Raw genomic sequence first — 24,387 nt, forward strand, 5'->3', positions numbered from 1 at the left:
TTTTAGACAAAAAAGAAAGCGCTTTATTTTTATGAAAAATGGAAGGACGAACATGAATTACAAATCTTTACATCGGAAACAGCGATACGGAATTCGAAAATTTGCTGTTGGAGCAGCATCAGTAGTGATTGGTACAGTAGTATTTGGAGTAAATCCAGTCTTAGCTCAAGAGCAAGCCAATGCAGCAGGAGCTAGTACAGAAACAGTTGAATCTGGTCAAGGGCAAGGATTATCAGAGTTACCAAAAGAAGTGTCCTCGGGAGATCTTGAACATTTGGATAAGGATTTGGCTGGTAAATTGGTAGCAGCTCAGGACAACGGAGTTGAAGTAGATCAAGATAAGCTTAAATCACAACCAACAGAAGAGACTGAAGCACCTGCGAACAAAACTGAAGACCCATCTGCAGAAGAAACAGAAGATGAAGGGGCAATTCCAAGAGATTATTATGCAAGAGAGCTCGAAAATGCTAATCCTGTCCTCGAAAAAGAAGATGTGGTAACGGATTCTACAAATGGGCAGAGAGTTGACCTTTCTGGAGAATTAGAAAAATTAAAGACACTCCAGAATGCTACAGTTCATATGGAGTTTAAGCCAGCCGCAAACGCCCCATCATTTTACAACTTATTTTCTTTATCAAGTGATAAAAAAGAAAATGAGTATTTTACGATGTCTGTTCTTAATAACACTGCCTTGATTGAAGGACGTGATGCGAACGGAAATCAGTTTTATGACAAATATACTGATGCTCCCCTGAAGATTAAACCAGGTCAATGGAATTCTGTGACCTTTACAGTTGAAAGACCAAGTGCAGAGCACCCAAATGGTAAGGTTAGACTCTACGTAAATGGTGTGCTTTCTCGCACTAGTTTGAAATCTGGTCGATTTATCAAGGATTTGCCAAATGTCAACCAAGCTCAAATTGGAGCAACTAAACGTGGAAACAAGACATTTTGGGCTTCAAATTTGCAAGTTCGTAATCTTACCGTTTATGATCGCACCTTGACACCAGAAGAAGTTAAAAAACGTAGCCAACTATTTGAGCGTTCTGAATTGGAGAGAAAGCTTCCTGAGGGTGCTAAAGTTACAGAAAAATATGATGTTTTTGAAGGTGGATCTAATCGCCAACCAAATAAAGATGGTATCAATAGTTATCGTATTCCAGCCCTTCTCAAAACAGACAAGGGAACTCTGATTGCTGGAACAGATGAGAGACGCTTGCACCATTCTGACTGGGGCGATATCGGAATGGTTATCCGTCGTAGTGATGACAATGGTAAGACATGGGGAGATAGAATCGTTGTTTCTAATCCTCGTGACAACGAAAATGCCAAGGATCCAAATGCACCATCTCCAGTGAATATCGATATGGCTCTGGTACAAGATCCAGAAACCAAGAGAATCTTTGCCATTTACGATATGTTCTTAGAAGGGAAAGCTGTTTTTGCTTTGCCAGGTCAAGCACCCAAAGCCTACGAGCAAATCGGAGATAAGGTTTATCAAATTTTGTATAAACAAGGGGAAACAGGACAGTACACTATTCGTGAAAATGGTGATGTTTATGATCCTCAAAATCAGAAGACAGACTACCGTGTTGTTGTAAATCCTAAGAAAGCTGCTTATAGTGACAAGGGAGACCTATACAAGGGTGATGAATTAGTTGGCAATATTTACTTTGCTTATAGTGAAAAGAATATCTTTAGAGTAGCAAATACTAGCTATCTATGGATGTCATACAGTGATGATGATGGTAAAACTTGGTCTGCGCCTCAAGATATTACACACGGAATTCGCAAGGAATGGATGCATTTCTTAGGAACAGGGCCTGGTACAGGAATTGCCTTGCGTACAGGCCCTCATAAAGGACGTCTTGTGATTCCAGTTTATACAACCAATAATGTATCACATCTAAGGGGTTCTCAGTCTTCACGTGTTATCTATTCGGATGATCATGGTAAAACATGGCATGCAGGAGCTGCAGTCAATGACAATCGTCCTGTCGGAAATCAAACTATCCACTCTTCCAATATGGATAATGCTGGTGCTCAAAACACAGAATCTACGGTTGTTCAATTGAATAACGGAGACCTCAAACTCTTTATGCGTGGATTGACAGGAGATCTTCAAGTTGCCACAAGTAAAGATGGTGGTGCAACGTGGGAGAAGGAAATCAAACGCTATCCTCAAGTTAAAGATGTTTATGTTCAAATGTCTGCTATTCATACCATGCATGAAGGTAAGGAGTATATTGTACTCAGCAATGCAGGGGGACCTGGACGTTACAATGGTTTGGTGCATTTGGCTCGTGTAGAAGAGAATGGTGAGTTGACATGGCTCAAACACAACCCTATCCAAAGTGGTAAGTTTGCTTACAACTCCCTCCAAGACCTTGGAAAGGGAGAATATGGTTTGCTTTACGAACATGCGGATAGCAACCAAAATGAATATACCTTATCTTATAAGAAATTTAACTGGGATTTCTTGAGCAAGGATATGATCGTTGCAAAAGAAGCTAGAGTGAAGCAAGCTATCGAAATGGGACAAGGAATTGTTGCCATGGAGTTTGATTCGGAAGTATTGGTGAATGAAGCGCCAACACTGAAATTGGCAAATGGCAAAACTGCTAACTTTGTGACCCAATATGATAGTAAAACTCTCTTGTTCTCAATTGATAAAGAGGATATTGGTCAGAAAATCACAGAGATCATTGATGGCCGTATTGAAAGCATCCATAATCTTGCCGTGACTGTAGCAGGTTCAAAAATTACCAATGGTGTTAATGCAACTGAGCCAGCAGTTGAAGAAGTTCCGGAGTTCGCAGGTGGTGTTAATGCAGAAGAAGCTGCTGTGACAGAAGTTCCGGAGTATACAGGTTCAATGGCAACAGTGGGTGAAGAAGCAGCTCCAACAGTAGACCAGCCTGAATTCACAGGTGGTGTTAATTCAGAAGAAGCTGCTGTGACAGAAATTCCGGAGTACACTGGTCCTTTGGCAACAGTGGGTGAAGAAGCAGCTCCAACGGTTGAAAAACCTGAATTTACAGGTGGTGTTAATGCTGAGGAAGCCCCAGTGGCAGAAATCCCAGAGTACACAGGTCCTTTGGCAACAGTAGGCGAAGAAGCAGCTCCAACGGTTGAAAAACCTGAATTTACAGGTGGGGTCAACGCTGTTGAAGCAGCAGTCCATGAACTGCCAGAGTTTAAAGGTGGCGTTAATGCGGTTCTAGCTGCATCTAACGAGCTTCCTGAATATAGAGGAGGCGCTAACTTTGTCTTAGCAGCTTCAAATGACCTACCAGAGTATGTAGGTGGCGTCAATGGCGCTGAGGCGGCAGTCCATGAACTTCCAGAGTTTAAGGGAGAAACCAAACCAGTCTTAGCGGCTACAAATGACAAACTATCTCTAGGAAAAGATGTTACCTATCAAGCTCCAGCAGTTAAACAAACGGATCTACCAAATACTGGAAGCAAGGAAACAAGCTCACTGATTTCCCTTGGTCTTGCAGGTGTTCTTTTATCCTTGTTTGCATTTGGCAAGAAGAGAAAAGAATAGTAAGCAAAAGCTATTTGAATAAGTCTCAGAAAAGATAGCAGGTTTTTCAGCCTGCTATCTTTCTTTATTACATTCAGGTTGATTCGAAATCATAAGAAGTCTGAAACTACTTTCAGGATAGTCTGTTCTATAAAATAGTTTTGAAACTGAAATCTATTCTATCACAATCTATTGAAAGCGCTTAACAAATGATATATAATAAGCCCATAGAAGAAAGAAAGGGAGGAAAGAGGATGCCACAGATCAGCAAAGAAGCCTTGATTGAACAGATCAAAGATGGAATCATTGTCTCTTGCCAGGCACTTCCTCACGAACCGCTTTATACAGAAGCGGGAGGGGTTATCCCCTTGCTAGTCAAAGCGGCTGAGCAAGGTGGAGCAGTCGGTATCCGAGCAAACAGTGTTCGTGATATCAAGGAGATTAAGGAGGTTACGAAACTCCCGATTATCGGGATCATCAAACGTGACTATCCGCCACAGGAGCCATTCATTACAGCGACTATGAAAGAAGTTGATGAGTTGGCTGAACTAGACATTGAGGTTATTGCTCTGGATTGTACCAAACGTGAACGTTACGACGGTTTGGAAATTCAGGACTTCATCCGACAAGTCAAAGAAAAGTATCCACATCAACTTTTAATGGCTGATACCAGTACTTTTGAAGAAGGGCTAGCAGCAGTCGAAGCAGGGATTGATTTTGTTGGAACAACCCTATCAGGTTACACTTCTTATAGTCCAAAAGTAGATGGTCCAGACTTTGAACTAATCAAAAAACTTTGTGAAGCAGGAGTGGATGTCATCGCTGAAGGGAAAATTCATACACCTGAACAAGCCAAACAAATCCTTGAATATGGGGTGCGAGGCATCGTTGTTGGTGGAGCGATTACTAGACCAAAAGAGATTACGGAGCGCTTTGTTGCCGGTCTTAAATAACACAATCTCAAAAAAGAGGAGAGTGGTTGATGCGTCGGAGAAAATGAAAACGTATACAAATATAAACTTGCTCATTATCCAATATGGATACGCTTATCAATTAGGAGAATACAAATGAAATTTAGAAAACTAGCTTGTACAGTACTTGCAGGTGCTGCGATTCTTGGCCTTGCTGCTTGTGGTAACTCTGGTGGAAGTAAAGATGCTGCAAATTCTGGTAGCGATAGCGGAAAAACAGAAATCACTTGGTGGGCATTCCCAGTCTTCACACAAGAAAAAACTGGTGACGGTGTTGGAACTTATGAAAAATCAATCATCGAAGCTTTTGAAAAAGCAAATCCAGATGTAAAAGTGAAATTGGAAACCATCGACTTTAAGTCAGGTCCAGAAAAGATCACAACAGCTATCGAAGCAGGAACAGCGCCAGACGTACTCTTTGACGCACCAGGACGTATCATCCAATACGGTAAAAATGGTAAATTGGCTGAGTTGAACGACCTCTTCACAGACGAATTTGTCAAAGATGTGAACAACGAAAACATCGTACAAGCAAGTAAGGCTGGAGACAAAGCTTACATGTATCCAATCAGTTCAGCACCATTCTACATGGCAATGAACAAGAAAATGTTGGAAGATGCTGGAGTTGCAAACCTTGTAAAAGAAGGTTGGACAACTGATGACTTTGAAAAAGTTTTGAAAGCGCTTAAAGATAAAGGCTACACTCCAGGTTCATTGTTCAGTTCTGGTCAAGGGGGAGACCAAGGAACACGTGCCTTCATTGCAAACCTTTATGGCGGCTCTGTAACAGATGAAAAAGTAACAAAATATACAACTGACGATCCTAAATTCGTCAAAGGTCTTGAAAAAGCTGCTAGCTGGATCAAAGACGGTTTGTTGAACAATGGTTCACAATTTGACGGTGGAGCAGACATCCAAAACTTTGCGAACGGTCAAACTTCATACACAATCCTTTGGGCACCAGCTCAAAACGGTATCCAAGCGAAACTCTTGGAAGCAAGTAAGGTAGATGTGGTAGAAGTACCATTCCCATCAGACTCTGGTAAACCATCTCTTGAATACCTTGTAAACGGATTTGCAGTATTCAACAACAAAGACGATAAGAAAATCGCAGCTGCTAAGAAATTCGTTCAATTCATCGCTGATGACAAAGAATGGGGTCCTAAAGACGTTGTTCGTACAGGTGCCTTCCCAGTTCGTACTTCATTTGGCAAACTTTATGAAGACAAACGTATGGAAACAATCAGTGGTTGGACTAAATACTACTCACCTTACTACAACACTATCGATGGATTTGCTGAAATGAGAACACTTTGGTTCCCAATGTTGCAATCTGTATCTAATGGTGACGAAAAACCAGCGGATGCTTTGAAAACCTTCACTGAAAAAGCTAACGAAACAATCAAAAAAGCTACAAAACAATAAGCACTAAGTCAGATTGATTCCCCCTTTTCCCTGTGCACTAAGGTGTAAGAAAAGGGGGACTTTTGTTTGAAATGGTAGGAACTGTCACGAAATTAAAATGAAGTTCTTACATAAGCGAATCTTAAAAAATTTCATTTTGATTTTAAAACAGTTTAAGAAAATCAAAAACTATTCTAATTGAAAGAGAGGTGCCGACTGTGAAAGTCAATAAAATTCGTATGCGGGAAACAGTGATTTCCTACGCTTTCCTAGCACCAGTATTATTCTTCTTTGTAATCTTTGTCTTGGCTCCTATGATTATGGGATTCATTACAAGTTTCTTTAACTACTCCATGACGAAATTTGAGTTTGTAGGCTTGGACAACTACATTCGTATGTTTAAAGATCCTGTCTTTACCAAGTCTTTGATCAATACCGTTATCCTGGTTATTGGATCTGTTCCGATTGTAGTTCTCTTCTCGCTCTTTGTAGCATCTCAAACCTATCATCAAAATGCCATTGCTCGATCTTTCTATCGTTTCGTCTTCTTCCTACCGGTTGTAACAGGTAGTGTTGCCGTAACGGTTGTATGGAAATGGATCTATGACCCCCTATCAGGGATTCTAAACTTTGTCCTTAAGTCAAGTCATATCATCAGCCAAAACATTTCTTGGTTGGGTGATAAAAACTGGGCTTTACTAGCGATTATGATCATCCTTTTGACAACATCTGTTGGTCAACCGATTATCCTTTATATCGCTGCTATGGGAAATATTGATAACTCACTAGTTGAAGCGGCGCGTGTTGACGGTGCGACTGAGTTTCAAGTCTTCTGGAAGATCAAATGGCCTAGCCTTCTTCCAACAACTCTTTACATCGCAATCATTACGACCATCAACTCATTCCAATGTTTCGCCTTGATTCAGCTCTTGACATCTGGTGGTCCAAACTACTCAACAAGTACCTTGATGTACTACCTTTACGAAAAAGCCTTCCAATTGACAGAATATGGCTATGCAAACACTATCGGTGTCTTCTTGGCAATTATGATTGCGATCGTAAGTTTTGTTCAATTTAAAGTACTTGGAAACGACGTAGAATACTAAAGAAAGGAGACAGCTATGCAATCTACACAAAAGAAACCCTTAACAGCTTTTACTGTTATTTCAACGATTATCTTGCTCTTGTTGACCGTGCTGTTCATCTTTCCATTCTACTGGATCTTGACAGGGGCCTTCAAATCACAGCCTGATACCATTATGATTCCGCCACAGTGGTTCCCTAAAATGCCAACCATGGAAAACTTCCAACAACTCATGGTGCAAAACCCTGCTATGCAGTGGATGTGGAACTCTGTATTTATCTCACTGGTAACCATGTTCCTAGTGTGTGCAACATCTTCTCTAGCAGGTTATGTCTTGGCTAAAAAACGTTTCTATGGGCAGCGCATCCTCTTTGCAGTCTTTATCGCTGCCATGGCTCTTCCAAAACAAGTTGTCCTTGTACCATTGGTACGTATCGTCAACTTCATGGGAATTCACGATACTCTTTGGGCAGTTATCCTACCTTTGATTGGATGGCCGTTCGGGGTCTTCCTCATGAAACAGTTCAGTGAAAATATTCCAACAGAATTGCTTGAATCAGCTAAAATCGACGGTTGTGGTGAAATTCGTACTTTCTGGAGCGTAGCCTTCCCTATTGTGAAGCCAGGATTTGCAGCCCTTGCAATCTTTACCTTCATCAATACTTGGAACGACTACTTCATGCAGTTGGTTATGTTGACTTCACGTCAAAACTTGACTATCTCACTCGGGGTTGCGACCATGCAGGCCGAAATGGCAACCAACTATGGTTTGATCATGGCTGGTGCAGCTCTTGCAGCCGTGCCAATCGTAACCGTCTTCCTTGTCTTCCAAAAATCCTTCACTCAAGGGATTACTATGGGAGCTGTTAAAGGATAAGATCCTGCGAAAATCGAATTCAAACAACTTTAGCATCACCTTGCCATACTTAAGTACAGCCTGCAGTTAGCTTCCTGGTTTGTTCTTCAATTTTTATTGAGTATAAAAGAATACAGAGTTATAAGTGTCTACAAAATGTTGGGTATTTGTATGCCATAGAGATTTTGTCAGACACTTATAAACTTAAGAATGAACTCTTTTCATGATACTAGTTAGAGTAGGTTCGTTTTATGGTAAGTATTTCCCGCTATAGTGGTATCTAAGATAAGCATCTTACGCTTATCTTAGACGGAATTTTTGAGACTGACGATGAAAGAGCAACAGGCTCAAAAATTAGGAATGAAATTCCGAAAGAATTTGCTTCCGTCCGCACTATTACAGGAAAATAGAAAAAGAATCATTTGAAACTGAAAAATAGTAACTATCAGAAACGAAGGAAATAGTATGATTTTTGACGATTTAAAAAATATCACCTTTTACAAAGGGATTCATCCCAATCTAGATAAGGCTATCGACTATCTCTATCAGCACCGTAAGGATTCTTTCGAACTAGGTAAGTATGAGATTGACGGGGACAAGGTCTTTCTAGTTGTTCAGGAAAATGTCCTCAATCAAGCTGAAAATGATCAGTTTGAGCACCATAAACACTATGCAGATTTGCATTTGCTGGTAGAAGGACATGAATATTCGAGCTATGGTTCACGTATCAAAGACGAAGCGGTAGCATTCGATGAAGCGAGTGACATTGGTTTTGTTCATTGTCATGAACGCTACCCACTCTTGTTGGGTTATCACAATTTTGCGATTTTCTTCCCAGGAGAACCGCATCAGCCAAATGGCTATGCAGGTATGGAAGAGAAGGTTCGCAAATATCTCTTTAAAATTTTGATTGATTAAAAGAATCAGGAGGAGCAAACATGGCACAAAAAGGAGTAAGCCTGATCAAGGCAGCATTTGATACAGATAATTTTCTCATGCGTTTCAGTGAGAAGGTCTTGGATATCGTGACAGCCAATCTTCTTTTTGTTGTCTCTTGTTTGCCTATCGTGACGATTGGAGTGGCAAAAATCAGCCTCTATGAGACTATGTTTGAGATTAAGAGAAGCAGACGGGTACCAGTCTTTAGAACTTATATAAGGGCCTTCAAGCAAAATCTGAAACTGGGTTTCCAGTTAGGTTTGCTAGAGTTGGGCATTGTTTTGCTGAGTCTTTTAGACCTCTATCTTTTCTGGGGCCAGACAGCTTTACCTTTCCAGATTGTGAAAGCTATTTGTTTGGGGATTCTCATCTTCCTCACTCTTGTGATGTTGGCTAGTTATCCCATCGCTGCGCGCTATGATTTGTCTTGGAAAGAAGTGCTGCAAAAAGGGCTTATCTTGGCAAGTTTTAACTTTCCGTGGTTCTTCCTCATGTTAGCCATTCTCTTTCTCATTGTGATGGTTCTTTATCTATCCGCCTTCACTCTCCTCTTGGGTGGATCAGCTTTTATCCTCTTTGGTTTTGGTTTGCTAGTCTTTCTCCAAGCAGGATTGATGGAGAAAATTTTCGCCAAATACCAGTAGGATGAGGTGTTTCTGAAACTACTTTCAATCGTTAAAGTTTCTAAAATACAAGTAGAAACTAAAATCTAAGTGTATACAAGATATTGAAAGCGATTTTCACAAGGTGTATACTAAACTTGTAAAAAATAGAACTGCTCTCAGCAGAAAAAAAGAAATCTTAGGAGAAAATCTATGTCAGATTTGAAAAAATACGAAGGTGTCATTCCAGCCTTCTACGCATGTTATGATGATCAAGGAGAAGTCAGTCCAGAACGTACGCGCGCCTTGGTTCAATACTTCATTGATAAGGGAGTTCAAGGTCTCTATGTCAATGGTTCTTCTGGTGAATGTATCTACCAAAGTGTGGCAGATCGCAAATTGATTTTGGAAGAAGTCATGGCAGTTGCCAAAGGAAAATTGACTATCATTGCTCACGTTGCTTGCAATAATACAAAGGATAGTATGGAACTTGCTCGCCACGCAGAAAGCTTGGGAGTAGATGCCATTGCAACGATTCCGCCGATTTACTTCCGCTTGCCAGAATACTCAGTTGCCAAATACTGGAACGATATCAGTGCTGCAGCTCCAAATACAGATTATGTGATTTATAACATTCCTCAATTGGCAGGTGTTGCTTTGACTCCAAGTCTTTATACTGAAATGTTGAAGAATCCTCGTGTTATCGGTGTTAAGAACTCTTCTATGCCAGTTCAAGATATCCAAACCTTTGTCAGCCTTGGTGGAGAAGACCACATCGTATTCAATGGCCCAGATGAACAATTCCTAGGTGGTCGCCTCATGGGTGCCAAAGCTGGTATTGGTGGTACTTATGGTGCGATGCCAGAACTCTTCTTGAAACTCAATGAGTTGATTGCTGAAAAAGACTTGGAAACAGCGCGTGAATTGCAATACGATATCAACGCAATCATTGGTAAATTGACTGCTGCACATGGAAATATGTACGGTGTGATCAAAGAAGTCTTGAAGATCAATGAAGGTTTGAATATTGGTTCAGTTCGTTCCCCATTGACACCAGTAACTGAAGAAGATCGCCCAGTTGTAGAAGCAGCAGCGCAATTGATTCGTGAAACCAAGGAGCGCTTCCTCTAATCCATAAGGAGGTATTTATGACACACTACGTTGCAATTGATATTGGCGGAACCAACATCAAATATGGTTTGATTGACCAAGAAGGCCAACTTGTTGAATCGCATGAAATGCCAACTGAGGCATATAAGGGTGGCCCCCATATCTTACAAAAGACAAAAGATATCGTTTCCAGCTATTTAGAAAAAGGCCCAGTAGCAGGTGTTGCCATTTCTTCTGCGGGGATGGTGGATCCAGATAAGGGTGAGATTTTCTATGCTGGCCCTCAAATTCCTAACTACGCAGGAACCCAGTTCAAGAAGGAAATCGAGACGAGTTTTGCTATTCCTTGTGAGATTGAAAATGATGTCAACTGTGCAGGTCTGGCTGAGGCAGTATCTGGTTCAGGCAAGGGAGCGAGTGTCACACTTTGCTTGACCATTGGAACCGGTATCGGTGGTTGCTTGATTATGGATGGGAAAGTCTTCCATGGATTTAGCAATTCGGCCTGCGAAGTTGGTTACATGCACATGCAGGATGGAGCTTTTCAGGATCTTGCTTCTACGACAGCCTTGGTTGAGTATGTAGCAACAGCTCACGGTGATCCAGTTGATCAGTGGAATGGCCGACGCATTTTCAAGGAAGCCACTGAAGGAAATAAAATCTGTATGGCAGGTATTGACCGCATGGTAGATTACCTTGGGAAAGGTCTGGCAAATATTTGCTACGTTGCCAATCCAGAAGTAGTCATTCTCGGTGGCGGTATCATGGGACAAGAGGCTATCCTCAAACCAAAGATCCGCACAGCCTTGAAGGCGGCCTTGGTACCAAGTCTAGCTGAAAAAACACGATTAGAATTTGCTCATCACCAAAATACAGCAGGTATGTTGGGAGCCTATTATCATTTCAAAACAAAACAATCCTAGTTTGGTTGGACCAAACTAGGATTTTCTAGCGCGTTTTTGTCTACGATAGCCGTTGAGTTTTTTATTTTCCCAATAACTATTAAAGATTTTTTCTTTGCTCTCACGATTGATTTCTAAAAAGTAGGCATAAATCAAATCTGTTAAAAAGAGCATAGGAAGTTGAGCGGAAATACGTTGGATGTAAGAAGATTGGCTATGACTTGCGACTAGGACTGTTTCGGTGTAGGCCTGAGAGTCTTTGCTAGGAGAACTGGTAAAGAGAATGGTCTTGGCACCCATATCCTTGGCATCCAGCAAACTATCTAGGACGGATTGGGTAGTGCCAGACAAGGAAAAACCTAGCACCAAACAATTTTCATCCATGATACTGGTCGTCCAAGCAAAGCCATCCCGATCGGTCAAAGCTTCACAGACAACACCTAGACGCATAAAGCGCAATTTCATCTCACGGGCAATCAGACCAGAACTTCCCGTCCCAAAAAAGTAAACCCGTTCCGCATCATCAATTAGCTGGGCAACTCGTTCAAGCTGCGCTTCATCAATCAAATCCTGCGTGTGTTCTCGCATGATGCTGTAGCTTCGCAAAACACGTTTGGTCAAGGGACTGTGTTTGTGTGAATGGATGTCCTGTTTACTAGCTTGGTGTTGGTATTGAAAAACAAATTCTCGGTAGCCTGTAAAACCACACTTTTTGGCAAAGCGAGTCAGAGCTGCTTGTGAGATATGTAATTTTTGGGTAACTTGCTGAGAAGAAAGATCATCTTGGATCGTATCAGACTGCAAAAAATAGCGAGCGATTTCTTGCTCGAGCTCAGTTAATTCTTCAAAATGGAGATCGATTATGGTTGCGATATCTGGCTTATTCATGAGGCTCCTTTTTATGAGTCAAAGTCTTAAAAGTTGACGCTTCCCTAACTATTACTATCATTATATCATAGAAGGTTGGATAACAAAATAAAAATGCGTTTTGGATGAAATCTCAAAAAAGAGATAGACTTTTCCAAGAGTTTCTCCATAAAATATGGTACAATGAAAAGTACTGGTCTTCGGTCAAATCCTAGTATTTTTTAGCTGAGATTTATCCGGAAGATCTGCAATTTTCTAGAAAAGGGTCTTAGTTGTATGAGAAAATTTAATAGCCACTCGATTCCGATTCGGCTTAATTTACTGTTTGCGATTGTCATCCTGCTCTTTATGGCCATTATTGGTCGATTGTTATACATGCAGGTACTGAATAAAGACTTCTATGAGGCAAAGTTGGCATCAGCCAGCCAGACTAGGGTAACAACCAGTTCAGCTCGTGGCCAAATCTACGATGCAACAGGCAAACCCTTGGTAGAAAACACACTCAAGCAAGTTGTTTCTTTCACACGAAACAATAAGATGACGGCAGCAGAGTTAAAGGAGACGGCTAAAAAACTGCTGACGTATGTGAATGTCACTTCCCCTGAACTCACAGACCGTCAGATTGCGGACTATTACTTAGCTGACCAAGAAATCTACAAGAAGACAGTCGAGGCCCTTCCAAGTGACAAACGCCTGGATTCAGATGGAAATCGCTTATCGGAAGCGACACTTTACAATAATGCGGTTGAAAGTATTGACGTGAGTCAACTCAATTATACAGATGAGCAAAAAAAGGAAATCTATCTGTTTAGCCAGCTCAATGCAGTTGGAAATTTCGCAACTGGAACCATTTCAACAGATGCCTTGGATGATACGCAAGTTGCACTTGTAGCTTCTGCGTCCAAGGAATTACCGGGCATTAGCATTTCAACCTCATGGGACCGAAAAGTACTGGACACTTCTTTATCGTCTATCGTCGGTAGTGTTTCCAGTGAAAAGTCAGGTCTTCCAGCAGAGGAAGTTGACGCTTATCTCAAGAAAGGATACTCTCTCAATGACCGAGTGGGGACTTCCTATCTTGAAAAGCAATATGAAGACGTCCTTCAAGGCAAACGCTCCGTCAAGGAAATCCACCTCGACAAGCACGGAAATATGGAAAGTGTGGAAAATGTCGAAGAAGGAAGCAAAGGAAACAATATCAAGTTAACGATTGACCTAGCTTTCCAGAATAGTGTGGATGACCTACTCAAGAGCTACTTCAACTCAGAGTTGGGTAACGGTGGAGCCAAATATTCTGAAGGAGTCTACGCTGTAGCCCTCAATCCTAAAACCGGTGCAGTTCTGGCGATGTCAGGTGTCAAGCATGATGTCGAATCCGGGAAATTAAGTTCAGATTCGCTTGGAACGATAACCAATGTCTTTGTACCAGGATCTGTTGTTAAAGCAGCGACCATCAGCTCTGGTTGGGAAAATGGAGTCTTGTCAGGCAATCAAACCTTGACAGACCAGCCGATTGTTTTCCAAGGTTCGGCCCCTATCAATTCATGGTACACCTTGTCCTATGGCTCTTTCCCGATCACAGCAGTTGAGGCTCTAGAGTACTCTTCTAATACCTACATGGTTCAAACCGCGCTAGGAATCATGGGACAGACCTACACGCCAAACATGGTGGCTGCAACGGGACAGTTAGAGACTGCAATGGGCAAATTGCGATCAACCTTTGGGGAATACGGACTCGGAGCTTCAACAGGGATTGACCTCCCAGATGAATCCACAGGATTCACGCCAAAAGAATTTGATTTGGGGAACTATATCAATAATTCCTTTGGTCAGTTTGATAACTACACACCGATGCAGTTAGCCCAGTATGTCGCAACCATTGCAAACAATGGTGTGCGTTTAGCTCCTCACATCGTTGAAGGAATCTATGGCAACAATGACCAAGGTGGCTTAGGCAGTCTAGTTCAGGAAACAGCTGCCAAGGAAATGAACAAGGTCAATATCTCAGAAGCCGATATGGCTATCTTGCACCAAGGTTTCTATCAAGTTTCGCATGGAACGAGTGCCCTTACGACAGGTCGTGCCTTTTCAAATGGCGCAGCCGTATCCATCAGTGGGAAAACGGGTACTGCCGAAAGTTACGTTAATGGCGGTCAAAAAGCTAATAACACCAATGCCGTCGCCTATGCACCGTCGGATAATCCCCAAATTGCGGTCGCAGTCGTCTTTCCTCATAACACCAATCTAACAAACGGTGTTGGACCTTCCATTGCGCGCGACATTATCAACCTTTATAACCAACACCATCCAATGAATTAGAAAGGAACTTATGCTGTATCCAACACCTATTGCCAAGCTGATTGATAGCTATTCCAAGCTTCCGGGTATCGGGATCAAAACGGCTACCCGCCTCGCCTTCTATACCATTGGAATGTCTGATGACGATGTCAATGAATTTGCCAAGAATCTCCTATCTGCCAAGCGGGAATTAACCTATTGTTCCATCTGTGGCCGTTTGACCGATGATGATCCTTGCTCGATCTGTACGGATCCGACTCGAGACCAGACAACCATCTTAGTGCTAGAAGATAGTCGCGATGTGGCTGCTATGGAAAACATCCAAGAATACCACGGACTCTATCATGTCTTGCATGGACTCATTTCTCCGATGAATGGCATTAGCCCAGATGATATCAATCTCAAGAGTCTCATGACTCGTCTCATGGATAACGAGGTTTCAGAGGTTATTGTGGCAACCAATGCGACAGCAGATGGAGAAGCGACCTCTATGTATCTCTCTCGTTTGCTCAAACCAGCTGGTATCAAAGTCACTCGTCTAGCACGAGGACTAGCCGTGGGAGCAGATATCGAGTATGCGGACGAAGTCACACTCTTACGAGCCATTGAAAATCGGACAGAGTTGTAAGTTTGGACAAATTTACGAATTCAATTCATTTAGTTAAAAACCAAGGAGACCGAATTTGATGTTAACGGTCTCTTTTTATCTCTCTGAAATTCTAGTACCATGTTCAAGTTTCAAAAAAAGAAGCAAATATGATATACTAAAGAACGAGTATTCTATTAGAATTAGGACAAGCAATATGAAACAAACGATTATTCTTTTATATGGTGGGCGTAGTGCAGAGCGTGAAGTCTCTGTCCTTTCAGCTGAAAGTGTTATGCGTGCGGTCAACTACGACCGTTTCACAGTCAAGACTTTCTTCATCAGCCAGTCAGGTGACTTTATCAAAACGCAAGAATTTAGCCAGACTCCAGGTCAAGAGGATCGTCTCATGACTAATGAGACCATTGACTGGGACAAGAAAATCGCGCCAAGTACTATCTACGAAGAAGGCGCTGTGGTCTTTCCAGTTCTTCATGGCCCAATGGGAGAAGATGGCTCTGTTCAAGGATTTCTTGAAGTTTTGAAAATGCCTTATGTCGGCTGCAATATCTTGTCATCCAGTCTTGCCATGGATAAAATCACGACCAAGCGTGTCTTGGAGTCTGCTGGGATTGCCCAAGTACCTTATGTGGCCATCGTTGAAGGCGATGATGTGACTGCTAAAATCGCTGAAGTTGAAGAAAAACTGACGTATCCAGTCTTCACGAAGCCGTCAAACATGGGTTCCAGTGTCGGTATTTCTAAGTCTGAAAACCATGAGGAACTCCGCCAAGCTTTGGAGCTTGCCTTCCAATATGACAGCCGTGTCTTGGTAGAGCAAGGGGTGAATGCCCGTGAAATCGAGGTTGGTCTTTTGGGCAACTACGATGTGAAGAGCACGCTTCCTGGTGAAGTGGTCAAGGATGTTGCCTTTTATGACTATGATGCCAAATATATCGATAACAAGATTACCATGGACATCCCAGCCAAGATTAGTGATGATGTAGTAGCTTTCATGCGTCGAAATGCAGAAACAGCCTTCCGTGCCATCGGTGGTCTCGGTCTGTCTCGTTGTGATTTCTTCTATACAGACAAGGGCGAGATTTTCCTAAACGAGCTCAATACCATGCCAGGCTTCACTCAGTGGTCTATGTACCCACTACTTTGGGACAATATGGGAATCAGCTACCCAGAACTAATCGAGCGTTTGGTTGACCTTGCTAAGGAAAGTTTTGACAAGCGCGAAGCGCATTTGCTATAAAATGAAAGAGAGGGTAGAAGACGGAACCGTCACTGTAGGTGATTAGAGTTCTAGGACTTCACCCCTTTTTAAAGGAGTAGAAATGAAATTAACGATCCATGAAGTGGCCCAAGTTGTTGGAGCTAAAAATGATGTTAGTCTTTTTGCGGATACCCAGTTAGAAAAGGCTGAGTTTGACAGTCGTTTGATTACTACAGGGGACTTGTTTGTGCCCCTTAAGGGAGCGCGTGACGGTCATGACTTTATCGAAACAGCTTTTGAAAATGGTGCAGTAGTAACCTTGACTGAGAAAGAGGTTGCAAATCATCCCTACATTCTAGTAGATGATATCTTGACTGCCTTTCAAACTCTCGCAGCCTACTATCTTGAAAAAAGAGCGGTTGATGTCTTTGCGGTTACAGGTTCAAATGGTAAGACAACGACCAAGGATATGTTGGCGCATTTACTGTCAACAACCTACAAGACCTACAAAACACAAGGCAATTACAATAACGAGATCGGACTTCCTTATACAGTTCTTCATATGCCTGATGATACTGAAAAGTTGGTCTTGGAGATGGGGCAGGATCACCTTGGAGATATCCATCTCTTGTCTGAATTGGCTCACCCCAAGACAGCCATCGTGACCTTGGTTGGAGAAGCTCATTTGGCCTTTTTCAAAGACCGTTCCGAGATTGCTAAAGGGAAAATGCAAATTGCAGATGGTATGGCGCCTGGTTCCTTGCTTTTAGCACCAGCCGACTCCATTGTAGAGGACTATTTGCCCACTGATAAAAAAGTGGTCCGTTTTGGGCAAGGAGCAGAGCTGGAAATTACAGACTTGATTGAGCGCAAGGATAGTCTGACCTTTAAGGCTAATTTCTTGGAGCAAACCCTTGATTTGCCAGTAACTGGCAAGTACAACGCTACTAATGCTATGATTGCATCATATGTTGCCCTGCAAGAGGGAGTTTCAGAGGAGCAAATTCGTCAGGCTTTTCATAATCTCGAATTGACGCGTAATCGTACCGAGTGGAAGAAAGCGGCCAATGGAGCAGATATCCTGTCAGATGTGTATAATGCCAATCCTACAGCGATGAAGTTGATTTTGGAGACTTTTTCGGCTATTCCAGCCAACGAAGGAGGCAAGAAAATTGCTGTTCTAGCAGATATGAAGGAATTAGGTAGCCAGTCTGTCCAACTCCATAACCAGATGATTTTGAGCCTTTCTCCAGATGTGCTTGATACTGTTATTTTCTATGGAGAAGACATTGCGGAATTAAGCCAACTGGCCAGTCAAATGTTCCCAATCGGTCACGTTTTCTACTTTAAGAAAACAGCCGACGAGGATCAATTTGAAGACCTAGTCAAGCAGGTTAAGGAAAGCCTCAGTGCCAATGACCAAATCTTGCTCAAAGGCTCTAACTCAATGAATCTAGCTAAGTTGGTAGAAAGTTTAGAAAATGGGAGCAAGTGATTTTGCCAAGTATCTGCAAAGAATGCTAGCCATTACGGATACTGGATTAACCTTTACAAAAGATCCTTTCGACCGTGAGCGCTACGAGGACTTGCGAAGTCTGTTATCTGAAATGTTGAATCAGGTATCAGACCTCGATGCAGAAGAAGTTGCAGAAGTCTTGAAACCAACTTCCGCTTATGCAACTCCTCTGATGGACGTCCGCGCTTGGATTGTTGAGGATGAAAAAGTCTGTTTAGTTAGAGGAAAAGGGGAGGATAGTTGGGCTTTGCCAGGTGGTTTTGGTGAAGTCGGATATTCTCCAACCGAAAATATTCTTAAAGAAATTGAAGAAGAAACCGGTTTTACAGCAAAAACTGAAAGGTTACTTGCAGTTTTTGATACCAATCGTTTCCAACTGCAGAGCAAACAATATGCAAAGTTTGTCTTTGAATGTAAGCTTCTTGATGGACAATTTCAAGAAAATCAAGAGATTGCTGAGCTTCAATTTTTTGCCATTGACCAATTGCCAGTCTTATCTGAAAAACGCATCACAAAAGAACAAATGGAGATTCTTTGGCAAATTCATCAAGGACAAAGAGAGCAATATCTTGACTAAGAAGATTATTATCGTATTTCTGAATTCATTTTTTTCGATTGACATGGTATAATATGTGAGAAGATTTTGAAATAATGAGGAATATTAAATGAATTTATGGGATATTTTCTTTACTACGCAAGCGACAGAACCCCCCCAATTTGATCTTGTCTGGTATGTAAGTTTATTTACGTTATTAGCTTTGACCTTCTACGCTTCTTATCGCTATTACGATAAAAAAGGCTACCAACGTTTTTTCCAAATTTTGCAAGCTGTCCAGTTGATCCTTCTCTACAGTTGGTACTGGGGAAATCACATGCCACTGTCAGAAAGTTTACCATTTTATCATTGTCGTATGGCGATGTTTGTAGTGCTGTTACTTCCTGGTAAGTCAATGTACAAGCAATATTTTTCTCTACTTGGAATCTTTGGAACGCTAGCGGCTTTTGTTTATCCAGTACCAGATGCCTATCCTTTTCCCCACATAGCCATCCTATCTTTCATTTTTGGTCACCTAGCTCTTCTAGGAAATTCTTTGGTTTATTTATTTAGACACTATGATTCTCAATTATTGGATGTTAAGAGGATTGTTTTATTAACCTTTTCACTTAATGCTCTGATTTTTGTGGTTAATTTAGTGACTGGAGGAGATTATGGTTTCTTGACAAAGCCACCATTAGTTGGTGATCATGGCTTAGTGGCCAATTATCTGATTGTGTCGCTGGTGTTAGCTACAGCTATTAGTTTGACTAAGAAAGTATTGGAAGTTTTTTTAGAGCAGAAAGCAGAAAAAATACTTGTGAAGAAAGCTTAAATATAAGCTTTCTTTTTTTGTAAAAAACGATACTTTTTTTAAAGTTAGGCTGTTAAGATAAAAAAATAGAAATAAAAAGCGAAAAATGACTAGGAAATTTATCAAAATCTGAGCACAATCGGATTTTTTGTGTTATAATATTCTGTGAATAGCTATGCCCAAGTATAGTTATTAAATAGAAGTGAGAAACTTGGAAGATAGAGAGGATGCGATGTAATGACTAGAGATGGTTTTTTTACAGGCTTAGATATCGGAACTAGCTCAATTAAAGTGCTAGTAGCTGAGCATAGAGATGGCGAAGTAAACGTAATTGGTGTAAGTAACGCCAAAAGTAAAGGTGTCAAAGACGGAATTATTGTTGATATTGAAGCAGCTGCTTCAGCGATCAAATCAGCAATCACACAGGCAGAAGAGAAAGCTGGTATTTCTATTAAGTCTGTTAACGTTGGACTTCCAGCAAACCTCTTGCAGGTCGAACCAACACAAGGAATGATTCCTGTTACTTCAGATACCAAAGAAATCACAGACCAGGATGTTGAGAATGTTGTCAAATCAGCTTTGACAAAGAGCATGACTCCTGATCGTGAAGTGATTACCTTTATTCCTGAAGAATTCATCGTGGATGGATTTCAAGGTATTCGTGACCCTCGTGGTATGATGGGTGTCCGTTTGGAAATGCGTGGTCTGCTTTACACAGGACCTCGTACAATTCTACACAATCTCCGCAAGACAGTGGAGCGTGTAGGTATCCATGTTGATAATGTGATTATCTCACCATTGGCAATCGTAAACTCAGTTCTCAATGAAGGTGAACGTGAATTTGGTGCGACTGTCATCGATATGGGTGGAGGTCAAACTACTGTAGCGACTATCCGTAACCAGGAATTGCAATTCACCAACATCTACCAAGAAGGTGGAGATTACGTTACAAAAGACATTTCTAAAGTCTTAAAAACATCTCAAAAAATTGCTGAAAGTTTGAAACTGAACTATGGTGAAGCTTATGTTCCACTAGCAAGTAACGAAACTTTCCAAGTTGAAGTAATCGGTGAAGTAGAACCTGTTGAAGTGACAGAAAGCTACTTAGCAGAAATTATTTCAGCACGCATCAAACATATCTTTGACCAAATCAAACAAGAGCTTGAAAGAAGACACTTGTTAGATTTGCCAGGTGGTATCGTCCTTATTGGTGGAAATGCAATTTTGCCAGGAATTGTTGAATTGGCCCAAGAAGTATTTGGTGTTCGCGTAAAACTTCACGTACCAAACCAAGTGGGAATTCGCAACCCTGCATTTGCTCATGTGATTAGTTTGTCTGAGTTTGCTGGTAAATTGACAGAAGTGAATCTTCTTGCTCAAAAAGCGGTTAAAGGAGACGAATTCCTTCGTCAAAAACCAATCAACTTTGGCATTCCAAATCAACGTTTAAATCCAGTAGCGCAACCAAGTCCAACACAAGCAGCTCCAGCTGAAACTGTGACGGAAGCTCCAGTTGCTCCTAAGGAAGAATTCCAGGCAAGTTCTCAAAGTAAACCGAAGCTAACAGAACGTTTCCGTGGTTTGATCGGAAGCATGTTTGATGAATAAAAGAGGATAAGAAATTATGACATTTTCATTTGATACAGCAGCAGCTCAAGGCGCAATTATTAAAGTAATTGGTGTCGGTGGCGGTGGTGGTAATGCCATCAACCGCATGGTTGACGAAGGTGTTGCTGGTGTAGAATTTATCGCAGCCAACACAGATGTACAAGCTCTTAGCAGTACGAAAGCAGAAACAGTTATCCAACTTGGTCCAAAATTGACTCGTGGTTTGGGTGCTGGAGGTCGTCCAGAAGTTGGACGTAAGGCTGCAGAAGAAAGCGAAGAAGCTCTGACGGAAGCAATCAGCGGTGCAGACATGGTCTTCATTACTGCTGGTATGGGTGGAGGATCTGGAACAGGTGCTGCCCCAGTGATCGCACGTATTGCTAAAGATCTTGGAGCCCTTACAGTCGGTGTTGTGACTCGTCCTTTCGGTTTTGAAGGAAGCAAACGTGGTCAGTACGCTGTTGAAGGAATCAACGAACTTCGCGAGCATGTTGATACTCTATTGATTATCTCAAACAACAACTTGCTAGAGATTGTTGACAAGAAAACGCCACTTCTTGAAGCACTTAGTGAAGCAGATAACGTTCTTCGCCAAGGTGTTCAAGGAATCACAGATTTGATCACGAACCCAGGATTGATTAACCTTGACTTTGCCGACGTGAAAACGGTTATGGCAAACAAAGGGAATGCCCTTATGGGTATCGGTATTGGTAGTGGTGAAGAGCGTGTCGTTGAAGCAGCTCGTAAAGCGATTTACTCACCACTTCTTGAAACAACTATTGACGGTGCTGAAGATGTCATCGTTAACGTTACGGGTGGTCTTGACTTGACTTTGATTGAAGCAGAAGAAGCTTCAGAAATCGTCAACCAAGCAGCTGGTCAAGGAGTGAACATCTGGCTTGGAACATCAATCGATGAAAGTATGAAAGATGAAATCCGTGTGACCGTTGTGGCTACAGGTGTTCGTCAAGATCGAGTGGAAAAAGTAGTTGGTTCTCATGCGCCATACACAACAGGCCGCCCATCAGCTAAAACTCCACAGTCTCATACTTTTGACCGTCAATTCGATTTGGAAGAAACAGCAGAATTGCCTAAATCAAGTCCACGTCGCTTTGAAACGAACCAAGCTTCTGCTTTTGGAGATTGGGATTTGCGTCGTGAATCAATTGTCCGCCAAACAGATTCAGTAGTTTCTCCAGTAGAACGTTTTGAGACACCAGTTTCACAGGATGAAGATGAGTTGGATACACCACCATTCTTCAAAAATCGTTAATCAATGAATTTGAAAAAAAATACTGAATTGGTTTTTCAGCAAATAGCTGATGCTAGTCAAGAAGCCAACCGTGCTTTAGATGCTGTTTCAGTTATTGCAGTGACAAAATATGTAGACATACAAACAGCGGAAGCCTTGCTTCCGCTTGGTGTCCGTCATATAGGTGAAAATCGAGTTGATAAATTCTTAGAAAAATATCAGGCCTTGAAAGATTATCCAGTCACTTGGCATTTAATAGGAACACTACAAAGACGGAAAGTAAAAGAAGTAATCCCATATGTGGATTACTTTCATGCTTTAGACTCCCTAAAATTGGCTCAGGAAATTCAAAAGAGAAGAGACCAGGTTATCAAGTGTTTCTTGCAGGTCAATATTTCTGGGGAAGAAAGCAAGCATGGGTTTTCAAAAGAAGAATTGCTAGAACTTTTGCCAGAATTGGCTAAGTTAGATCAGATTGAGTATGTTGGTTTAATGACCATGGCTCCTTTTGAGGCAGATAGTGAGGAATTGAAAGAAATTTTCAAAGAAACACAAGCTCTGCAGGCAGAAATTAGAGAAAAACAAATCCCTAATATGCCGATGACAGAACTCAGCATGGGAATGAGTCGTGATTTCAAAGAAGCCATTCAGTTCGGCTCAACCTTTGTTCGAATCGGTACAGCATTTTTTAAATAGGAGAGAGCTATGTCTTTAAAAGATAAATTCGATAAATTTATAGATTATTTCACAGAAGATGGAGAGGAAACAACTAACTACCAGCCTCAACAAGAGGAAACAGTTCGTCCAGCCGTTTCAACTTCTAAGGAATTACCAGCACCTGCTCAGTCAGGACCAGCAAAAGATGCAAACATTACTCGCTTACATGCTCGTCAACAAGAATTGGCAATGCAAAGCCATCGTTCTGATGAGAAAGTAACAATCGACGTTCGCTATCCAAGAAAATATGAAGATGCAACTGAAATTGTTAATTTGTTAGCTGGAAATGAAAGTATCTTGATCGATTTCCAATATATGACAGAAGTACAAGCCCGTCGTTGCCTTGATTACTTGGATGGAGCTCGTCATGTCTTGGCTGGAAATATGAAAAAAGTTGCGAGCACGATGTATCTATTGACTCCTGTTAATGTCATTGTGAATATTGAAGATATCAAACTTCCAGATGAATCACAAAGCGCTGAGTTTGGTTTTGATATTAAACGAAATAGAGCAAAATAATGATTTTCTTAATCCGTTTAATCCAAAATGCGGTTAGCATTTACTCCATCATTCTCGTTGCATTTGCTCTTCTTTCATGGTTTCCAAATGCTTATGAAAGTCAACTAGGTCGCTTAGTCATTAGACTTGCTCGTCCAGTTATCGAGCCTCTTCGTAAGCTCAATTTGCAATTTGCGGGGCTTGATTTTACTGTTTGGGCTGCGCTTATTCTAATCCAGTTTGTTGGAAATCTCTTAACACGACTAGTCCTATTACTATGACAGCAAATCGAGCCATTTATCAGCATTTTTCCCATGAAGATATTCCTTTTATTGATAAAGGATTGGAGTGGATTAAGCGGGTGGAAGATACCTATGCACCAGTGCTTAGCCCTTTTATCAATCCCCATCAAGAACAGATCTTGAGGGTGCTGGCTGGGACATATGGACTGGGTTGTCAAAGTAGCGGTGATTTTTTTCCGACTGAGTCGGTTCGTGTTCTTCTTTATCCAGATTACTTTGAACCGGAGATATCAGATTTTGAAATGACCCTGTTAGAAATTTGCTATCCGAGTAAGTTTGAACAACTGAGTCATGGAAAAATATTGGGAACAATCATCAATCAGCTAGGAATTGACCGTAAATTATTTGGTGATATCTTGGTAGATGAAAAGAGAGCACAGATTTTTGTCAATCGTGATTTTATTCCTCTTTTTCAAGATGGGATAAGAAAAATTGGCAGACTTCCTGTATCGCTGGAGGAACGTCCTTTTACCGATAGGATTAAATCTAAAATTGACTATAGAGAACGAGAAATTTTAGTTTCGAGTTTTCGATTGGATGCCCTCTTATCAAGTGCCTTGAAATTATCTAGAAATCAAACTAGTCAACTGATTGAGAAAAAATCTGTCCAGGTAAATTATCATGTGGTTGAAAAATCTGATTACCAGGTCGCAGTTGGAGATTTGATCAGTGTGAGAAAGTTTGGTCGTTTGAAAGTTGTCAAAGACAATGGTCAGACCAAAAAGGATAAGAAAAAACTAACAGTCCGGCTACTTTTAAGCAAGTGAGAAAAAAT

22 protein-coding genes are annotated in these 24,387 nt (G+C 41.4%); 21 read left to right on the top strand and 1 reads right to left on the bottom strand.

What is annotated here, in order from left to right; translation table 11 throughout:
* Positions 1-52 precede the first annotated feature (52 nt).
* From SNAG_RS02735 to SNAG_RS02775, 9 genes are all read left to right on the top strand, one after another.
* A complete protein-coding gene (locus tag SNAG_RS02735) occupies positions 53-3,550 on the top strand; it encodes an SIALI-17 repeat-containing surface protein (protein WP_096406305.1) in 3,498 nt (1,165 codons plus the stop codon).
* Between the two features lie 233 nt (positions 3,551-3,783).
* Positions 3,784-4,482, top strand: coding sequence for an N-acetylmannosamine-6-phosphate 2-epimerase (locus SNAG_RS02740; RefSeq protein ID WP_001135647.1), 699 nt, complete (start codon positions 3,784-3,786; stop codon positions 4,480-4,482).
* A 114-nt stretch (positions 4,483-4,596) separates the two neighbouring features.
* Positions 4,597-5,925, top strand: coding sequence for an ABC transporter substrate-binding protein (locus SNAG_RS02745; protein WP_049537111.1), 1,329 nt, complete (start codon positions 4,597-4,599; stop codon positions 5,923-5,925).
* Between the two features lie 218 nt (positions 5,926-6,143).
* The gene (locus SNAG_RS02750; protein WP_001209416.1) at positions 6,144-7,010 is read left to right on the top strand and encodes a carbohydrate ABC transporter permease; all 867 of its coding nucleotides are present in this window, start codon (positions 6,144-6,146) and stop codon (positions 7,008-7,010) included.
* 15 nt (positions 7,011-7,025) lie between these two features.
* Positions 7,026-7,865 (top strand): carbohydrate ABC transporter permease, encoded by an 840-nt coding sequence (locus SNAG_RS02755; protein WP_070696207.1) that lies wholly within the window; start codon positions 7,026-7,028, stop codon positions 7,863-7,865.
* Between the two features lie 444 nt (positions 7,866-8,309).
* Positions 8,310-8,762: a YhcH/YjgK/YiaL family protein gene (locus tag SNAG_RS02760; protein WP_000575446.1), complete on the top strand. Its 453-nt coding sequence runs from the start codon at positions 8,310-8,312 to the stop codon at positions 8,760-8,762.
* Between the two features lie 20 nt (positions 8,763-8,782).
* On the top strand, positions 8,783-9,427 hold the full coding sequence (locus SNAG_RS02765; RefSeq protein ID WP_000057481.1) for a YesL family protein: 645 nt from the start codon (positions 8,783-8,785) through the stop codon (positions 9,425-9,427).
* Between the two features lie 171 nt (positions 9,428-9,598).
* Positions 9,599-10,516, top strand: a complete 918-nt coding sequence (locus tag SNAG_RS02770; RefSeq protein WP_096406307.1) for a dihydrodipicolinate synthase family protein — start codon at positions 9,599-9,601, stop codon at positions 10,514-10,516.
* A gap of 17 nt (positions 10,517-10,533) precedes the next feature.
* Complete coding sequence (locus SNAG_RS02775; RefSeq protein WP_096406310.1) at positions 10,534-11,418, top strand: ROK family protein; 885 nt, start codon at positions 10,534-10,536, stop codon at positions 11,416-11,418.
* Positions 11,419-11,433: 15 nt separating this feature from the next.
* On the opposite strand, the gene SNAG_RS02780 is transcribed toward SNAG_RS02775, so the two are convergent.
* A complete protein-coding gene (locus SNAG_RS02780) occupies positions 11,434-12,285 on the bottom strand; it encodes a MurR/RpiR family transcriptional regulator (protein ID WP_096406311.1) in 852 nt (283 codons plus the stop codon).
* 255 nt (positions 12,286-12,540) lie between these two features.
* On the opposite strand from SNAG_RS02780, the gene pbp2b reads away from it, so the two are divergent.
* The 12 genes from pbp2b (at position 12,541) to SNAG_RS02840 (ending at position 24,379) form a co-directional block, all read left to right on the top strand.
* Complete coding sequence (pbp2b, locus tag SNAG_RS02785) at positions 12,541-14,583, top strand: penicillin-binding protein PBP2B (RefSeq protein WP_096406313.1); 2,043 nt, start codon at positions 12,541-12,543, stop codon at positions 14,581-14,583.
* Positions 14,584-14,593: 10 nt separating this feature from the next.
* A complete protein-coding gene (gene recR, locus SNAG_RS02790) occupies positions 14,594-15,190 on the top strand; it encodes a recombination mediator RecR (RefSeq protein ID WP_000966752.1) in 597 nt (198 codons plus the stop codon).
* A 175-nt stretch (positions 15,191-15,365) separates the two neighbouring features.
* On the top strand, positions 15,366-16,409 hold the full coding sequence (locus SNAG_RS02795; RefSeq protein WP_096406316.1) for a D-alanine--D-alanine ligase: 1,044 nt from the start codon (positions 15,366-15,368) through the stop codon (positions 16,407-16,409).
* Between the two features lie 82 nt (positions 16,410-16,491).
* On the top strand, positions 16,492-17,865 hold the full coding sequence (locus SNAG_RS02800; protein ID WP_096406318.1) for a UDP-N-acetylmuramoyl-tripeptide--D-alanyl-D-alanine ligase: 1,374 nt from the start codon (positions 16,492-16,494) through the stop codon (positions 17,863-17,865).
* Positions 17,852-18,463: an NUDIX hydrolase N-terminal domain-containing protein gene (locus SNAG_RS02805; RefSeq protein ID WP_096406321.1), complete on the top strand. Its 612-nt coding sequence runs from the start codon at positions 17,852-17,854 to the stop codon at positions 18,461-18,463. Before SNAG_RS02800 ends, SNAG_RS02805 begins: the two co-directional genes overlap by 14 nt.
* An 88-nt stretch (positions 18,464-18,551) precedes the next feature.
* Complete coding sequence (locus SNAG_RS02810; protein WP_096406323.1) at positions 18,552-19,256, top strand: YwaF family protein; 705 nt, start codon at positions 18,552-18,554, stop codon at positions 19,254-19,256.
* Positions 19,257-19,472: 216 nt separating this feature from the next.
* Positions 19,473-20,843, top strand: a complete 1,371-nt coding sequence (gene ftsA / locus SNAG_RS02815) for a cell division protein FtsA (RefSeq protein ID WP_000196343.1) — start codon at positions 19,473-19,475, stop codon at positions 20,841-20,843.
* A gap of 16 nt (positions 20,844-20,859) precedes the next feature.
* Positions 20,860-22,116, top strand: a complete 1,257-nt coding sequence (ftsZ, locus tag SNAG_RS02820) for a cell division protein FtsZ (RefSeq protein WP_000144251.1) — start codon at positions 20,860-20,862, stop codon at positions 22,114-22,116.
* A 3-nt stretch (positions 22,117-22,119) separates the two neighbouring features.
* Positions 22,120-22,791: a YggS family pyridoxal phosphate-dependent enzyme gene (locus SNAG_RS02825; RefSeq protein WP_096406326.1), complete on the top strand. Its 672-nt coding sequence runs from the start codon at positions 22,120-22,122 to the stop codon at positions 22,789-22,791.
* A gap of 9 nt (positions 22,792-22,800) precedes the next feature.
* On the top strand, positions 22,801-23,331 hold the full coding sequence (locus SNAG_RS02830; RefSeq protein WP_096406328.1) for a cell division protein SepF: 531 nt from the start codon (positions 22,801-22,803) through the stop codon (positions 23,329-23,331).
* Positions 23,331-23,591: a YggT family protein gene (locus SNAG_RS02835; RefSeq protein ID WP_000576501.1), complete on the top strand. Its 261-nt coding sequence runs from the start codon at positions 23,331-23,333 to the stop codon at positions 23,589-23,591. Before SNAG_RS02830 ends, SNAG_RS02835 begins: the two co-directional genes overlap by 1 nt.
* The gene (locus tag SNAG_RS02840; RefSeq protein ID WP_096406331.1) at positions 23,588-24,379 is read left to right on the top strand and encodes a YlmH family RNA-binding protein; all 792 of its coding nucleotides are present in this window, start codon (positions 23,588-23,590) and stop codon (positions 24,377-24,379) included. The genes SNAG_RS02835 and SNAG_RS02840 overlap by 4 nt, the downstream gene beginning before the upstream one ends.
* The last annotated feature ends 8 nt before the right edge of the window (positions 24,380-24,387 follow it).

The sequence above is a fragment of the Streptococcus sp. NPS 308 genome, assembly GCF_002355895.1.
Taxonomy (GTDB): Bacteria; Bacillota; Bacilli; order Lactobacillales; family Streptococcaceae; genus Streptococcus.

What these genes read in the sequence shown, in the direction of transcription:
- SNAG_RS02795 (WP_096406316.1), top strand. Translation starts at nt 15,366, where the DNA reads ATGAAACAAACGATTATTCTTTTATATGGTGGGCGTAGTGCAGAGCGT.
- SNAG_RS02750 (WP_001209416.1), top strand. Translation starts at nt 6,144, where the DNA reads ATGCGGGAAACAGTGATTTCCTACGCTTTCCTAGCACCAGTATTATTC.
- SNAG_RS02810 (WP_096406323.1), top strand. Translation starts at nt 18,552, where the DNA reads ATGAATTTATGGGATATTTTCTTTACTACGCAAGCGACAGAACCCCCC.
- SNAG_RS02805 (WP_096406321.1), top strand. Translation starts at nt 17,852, where the DNA reads ATGGGAGCAAGTGATTTTGCCAAGTATCTGCAAAGAATGCTAGCCATT.
- SNAG_RS02825 (WP_096406326.1), top strand. Translation starts at nt 22,120, where the DNA reads ATGAATTTGAAAAAAAATACTGAATTGGTTTTTCAGCAAATAGCTGAT.
- SNAG_RS02760 (WP_000575446.1), top strand. Translation starts at nt 8,310, where the DNA reads ATGATTTTTGACGATTTAAAAAATATCACCTTTTACAAAGGGATTCAT.
- SNAG_RS02735 (WP_096406305.1), top strand. Translation starts at nt 53, where the DNA reads ATGAATTACAAATCTTTACATCGGAAACAGCGATACGGAATTCGAAAA.
- SNAG_RS02840 (WP_096406331.1), top strand. Translation starts at nt 23,588, where the DNA reads ATGACAGCAAATCGAGCCATTTATCAGCATTTTTCCCATGAAGATATT.
- recR (WP_000966752.1), top strand. Translation starts at nt 14,594, where the DNA reads ATGCTGTATCCAACACCTATTGCCAAGCTGATTGATAGCTATTCCAAG.
- SNAG_RS02835 (WP_000576501.1), top strand. Translation starts at nt 23,331, where the DNA reads ATGATTTTCTTAATCCGTTTAATCCAAAATGCGGTTAGCATTTACTCC.
- SNAG_RS02755 (WP_070696207.1), top strand. Translation starts at nt 7,026, where the DNA reads ATGCAATCTACACAAAAGAAACCCTTAACAGCTTTTACTGTTATTTCA.
- pbp2b (WP_096406313.1), top strand. Translation starts at nt 12,541, where the DNA reads ATGAGAAAATTTAATAGCCACTCGATTCCGATTCGGCTTAATTTACTG.
- ftsA (WP_000196343.1), top strand. Translation starts at nt 19,473, where the DNA reads ATGACTAGAGATGGTTTTTTTACAGGCTTAGATATCGGAACTAGCTCA.
- SNAG_RS02800 (WP_096406318.1), top strand. Translation starts at nt 16,492, where the DNA reads ATGAAATTAACGATCCATGAAGTGGCCCAAGTTGTTGGAGCTAAAAAT.
- SNAG_RS02770 (WP_096406307.1), top strand. Translation starts at nt 9,599, where the DNA reads ATGTCAGATTTGAAAAAATACGAAGGTGTCATTCCAGCCTTCTACGCA.
- SNAG_RS02780 (WP_096406311.1), bottom strand. Translation starts at nt 12,285, where the DNA reads ATGAATAAGCCAGATATCGCAACCATAATCGATCTCCATTTTGAAGAA.
- SNAG_RS02765 (WP_000057481.1), top strand. Translation starts at nt 8,783, where the DNA reads ATGGCACAAAAAGGAGTAAGCCTGATCAAGGCAGCATTTGATACAGAT.
- SNAG_RS02745 (WP_049537111.1), top strand. Translation starts at nt 4,597, where the DNA reads ATGAAATTTAGAAAACTAGCTTGTACAGTACTTGCAGGTGCTGCGATT.
- SNAG_RS02830 (WP_096406328.1), top strand. Translation starts at nt 22,801, where the DNA reads ATGTCTTTAAAAGATAAATTCGATAAATTTATAGATTATTTCACAGAA.
- SNAG_RS02775 (WP_096406310.1), top strand. Translation starts at nt 10,534, where the DNA reads ATGACACACTACGTTGCAATTGATATTGGCGGAACCAACATCAAATAT.
- ftsZ (WP_000144251.1), top strand. Translation starts at nt 20,860, where the DNA reads ATGACATTTTCATTTGATACAGCAGCAGCTCAAGGCGCAATTATTAAA.
- SNAG_RS02740 (WP_001135647.1), top strand. Translation starts at nt 3,784, where the DNA reads ATGCCACAGATCAGCAAAGAAGCCTTGATTGAACAGATCAAAGATGGA.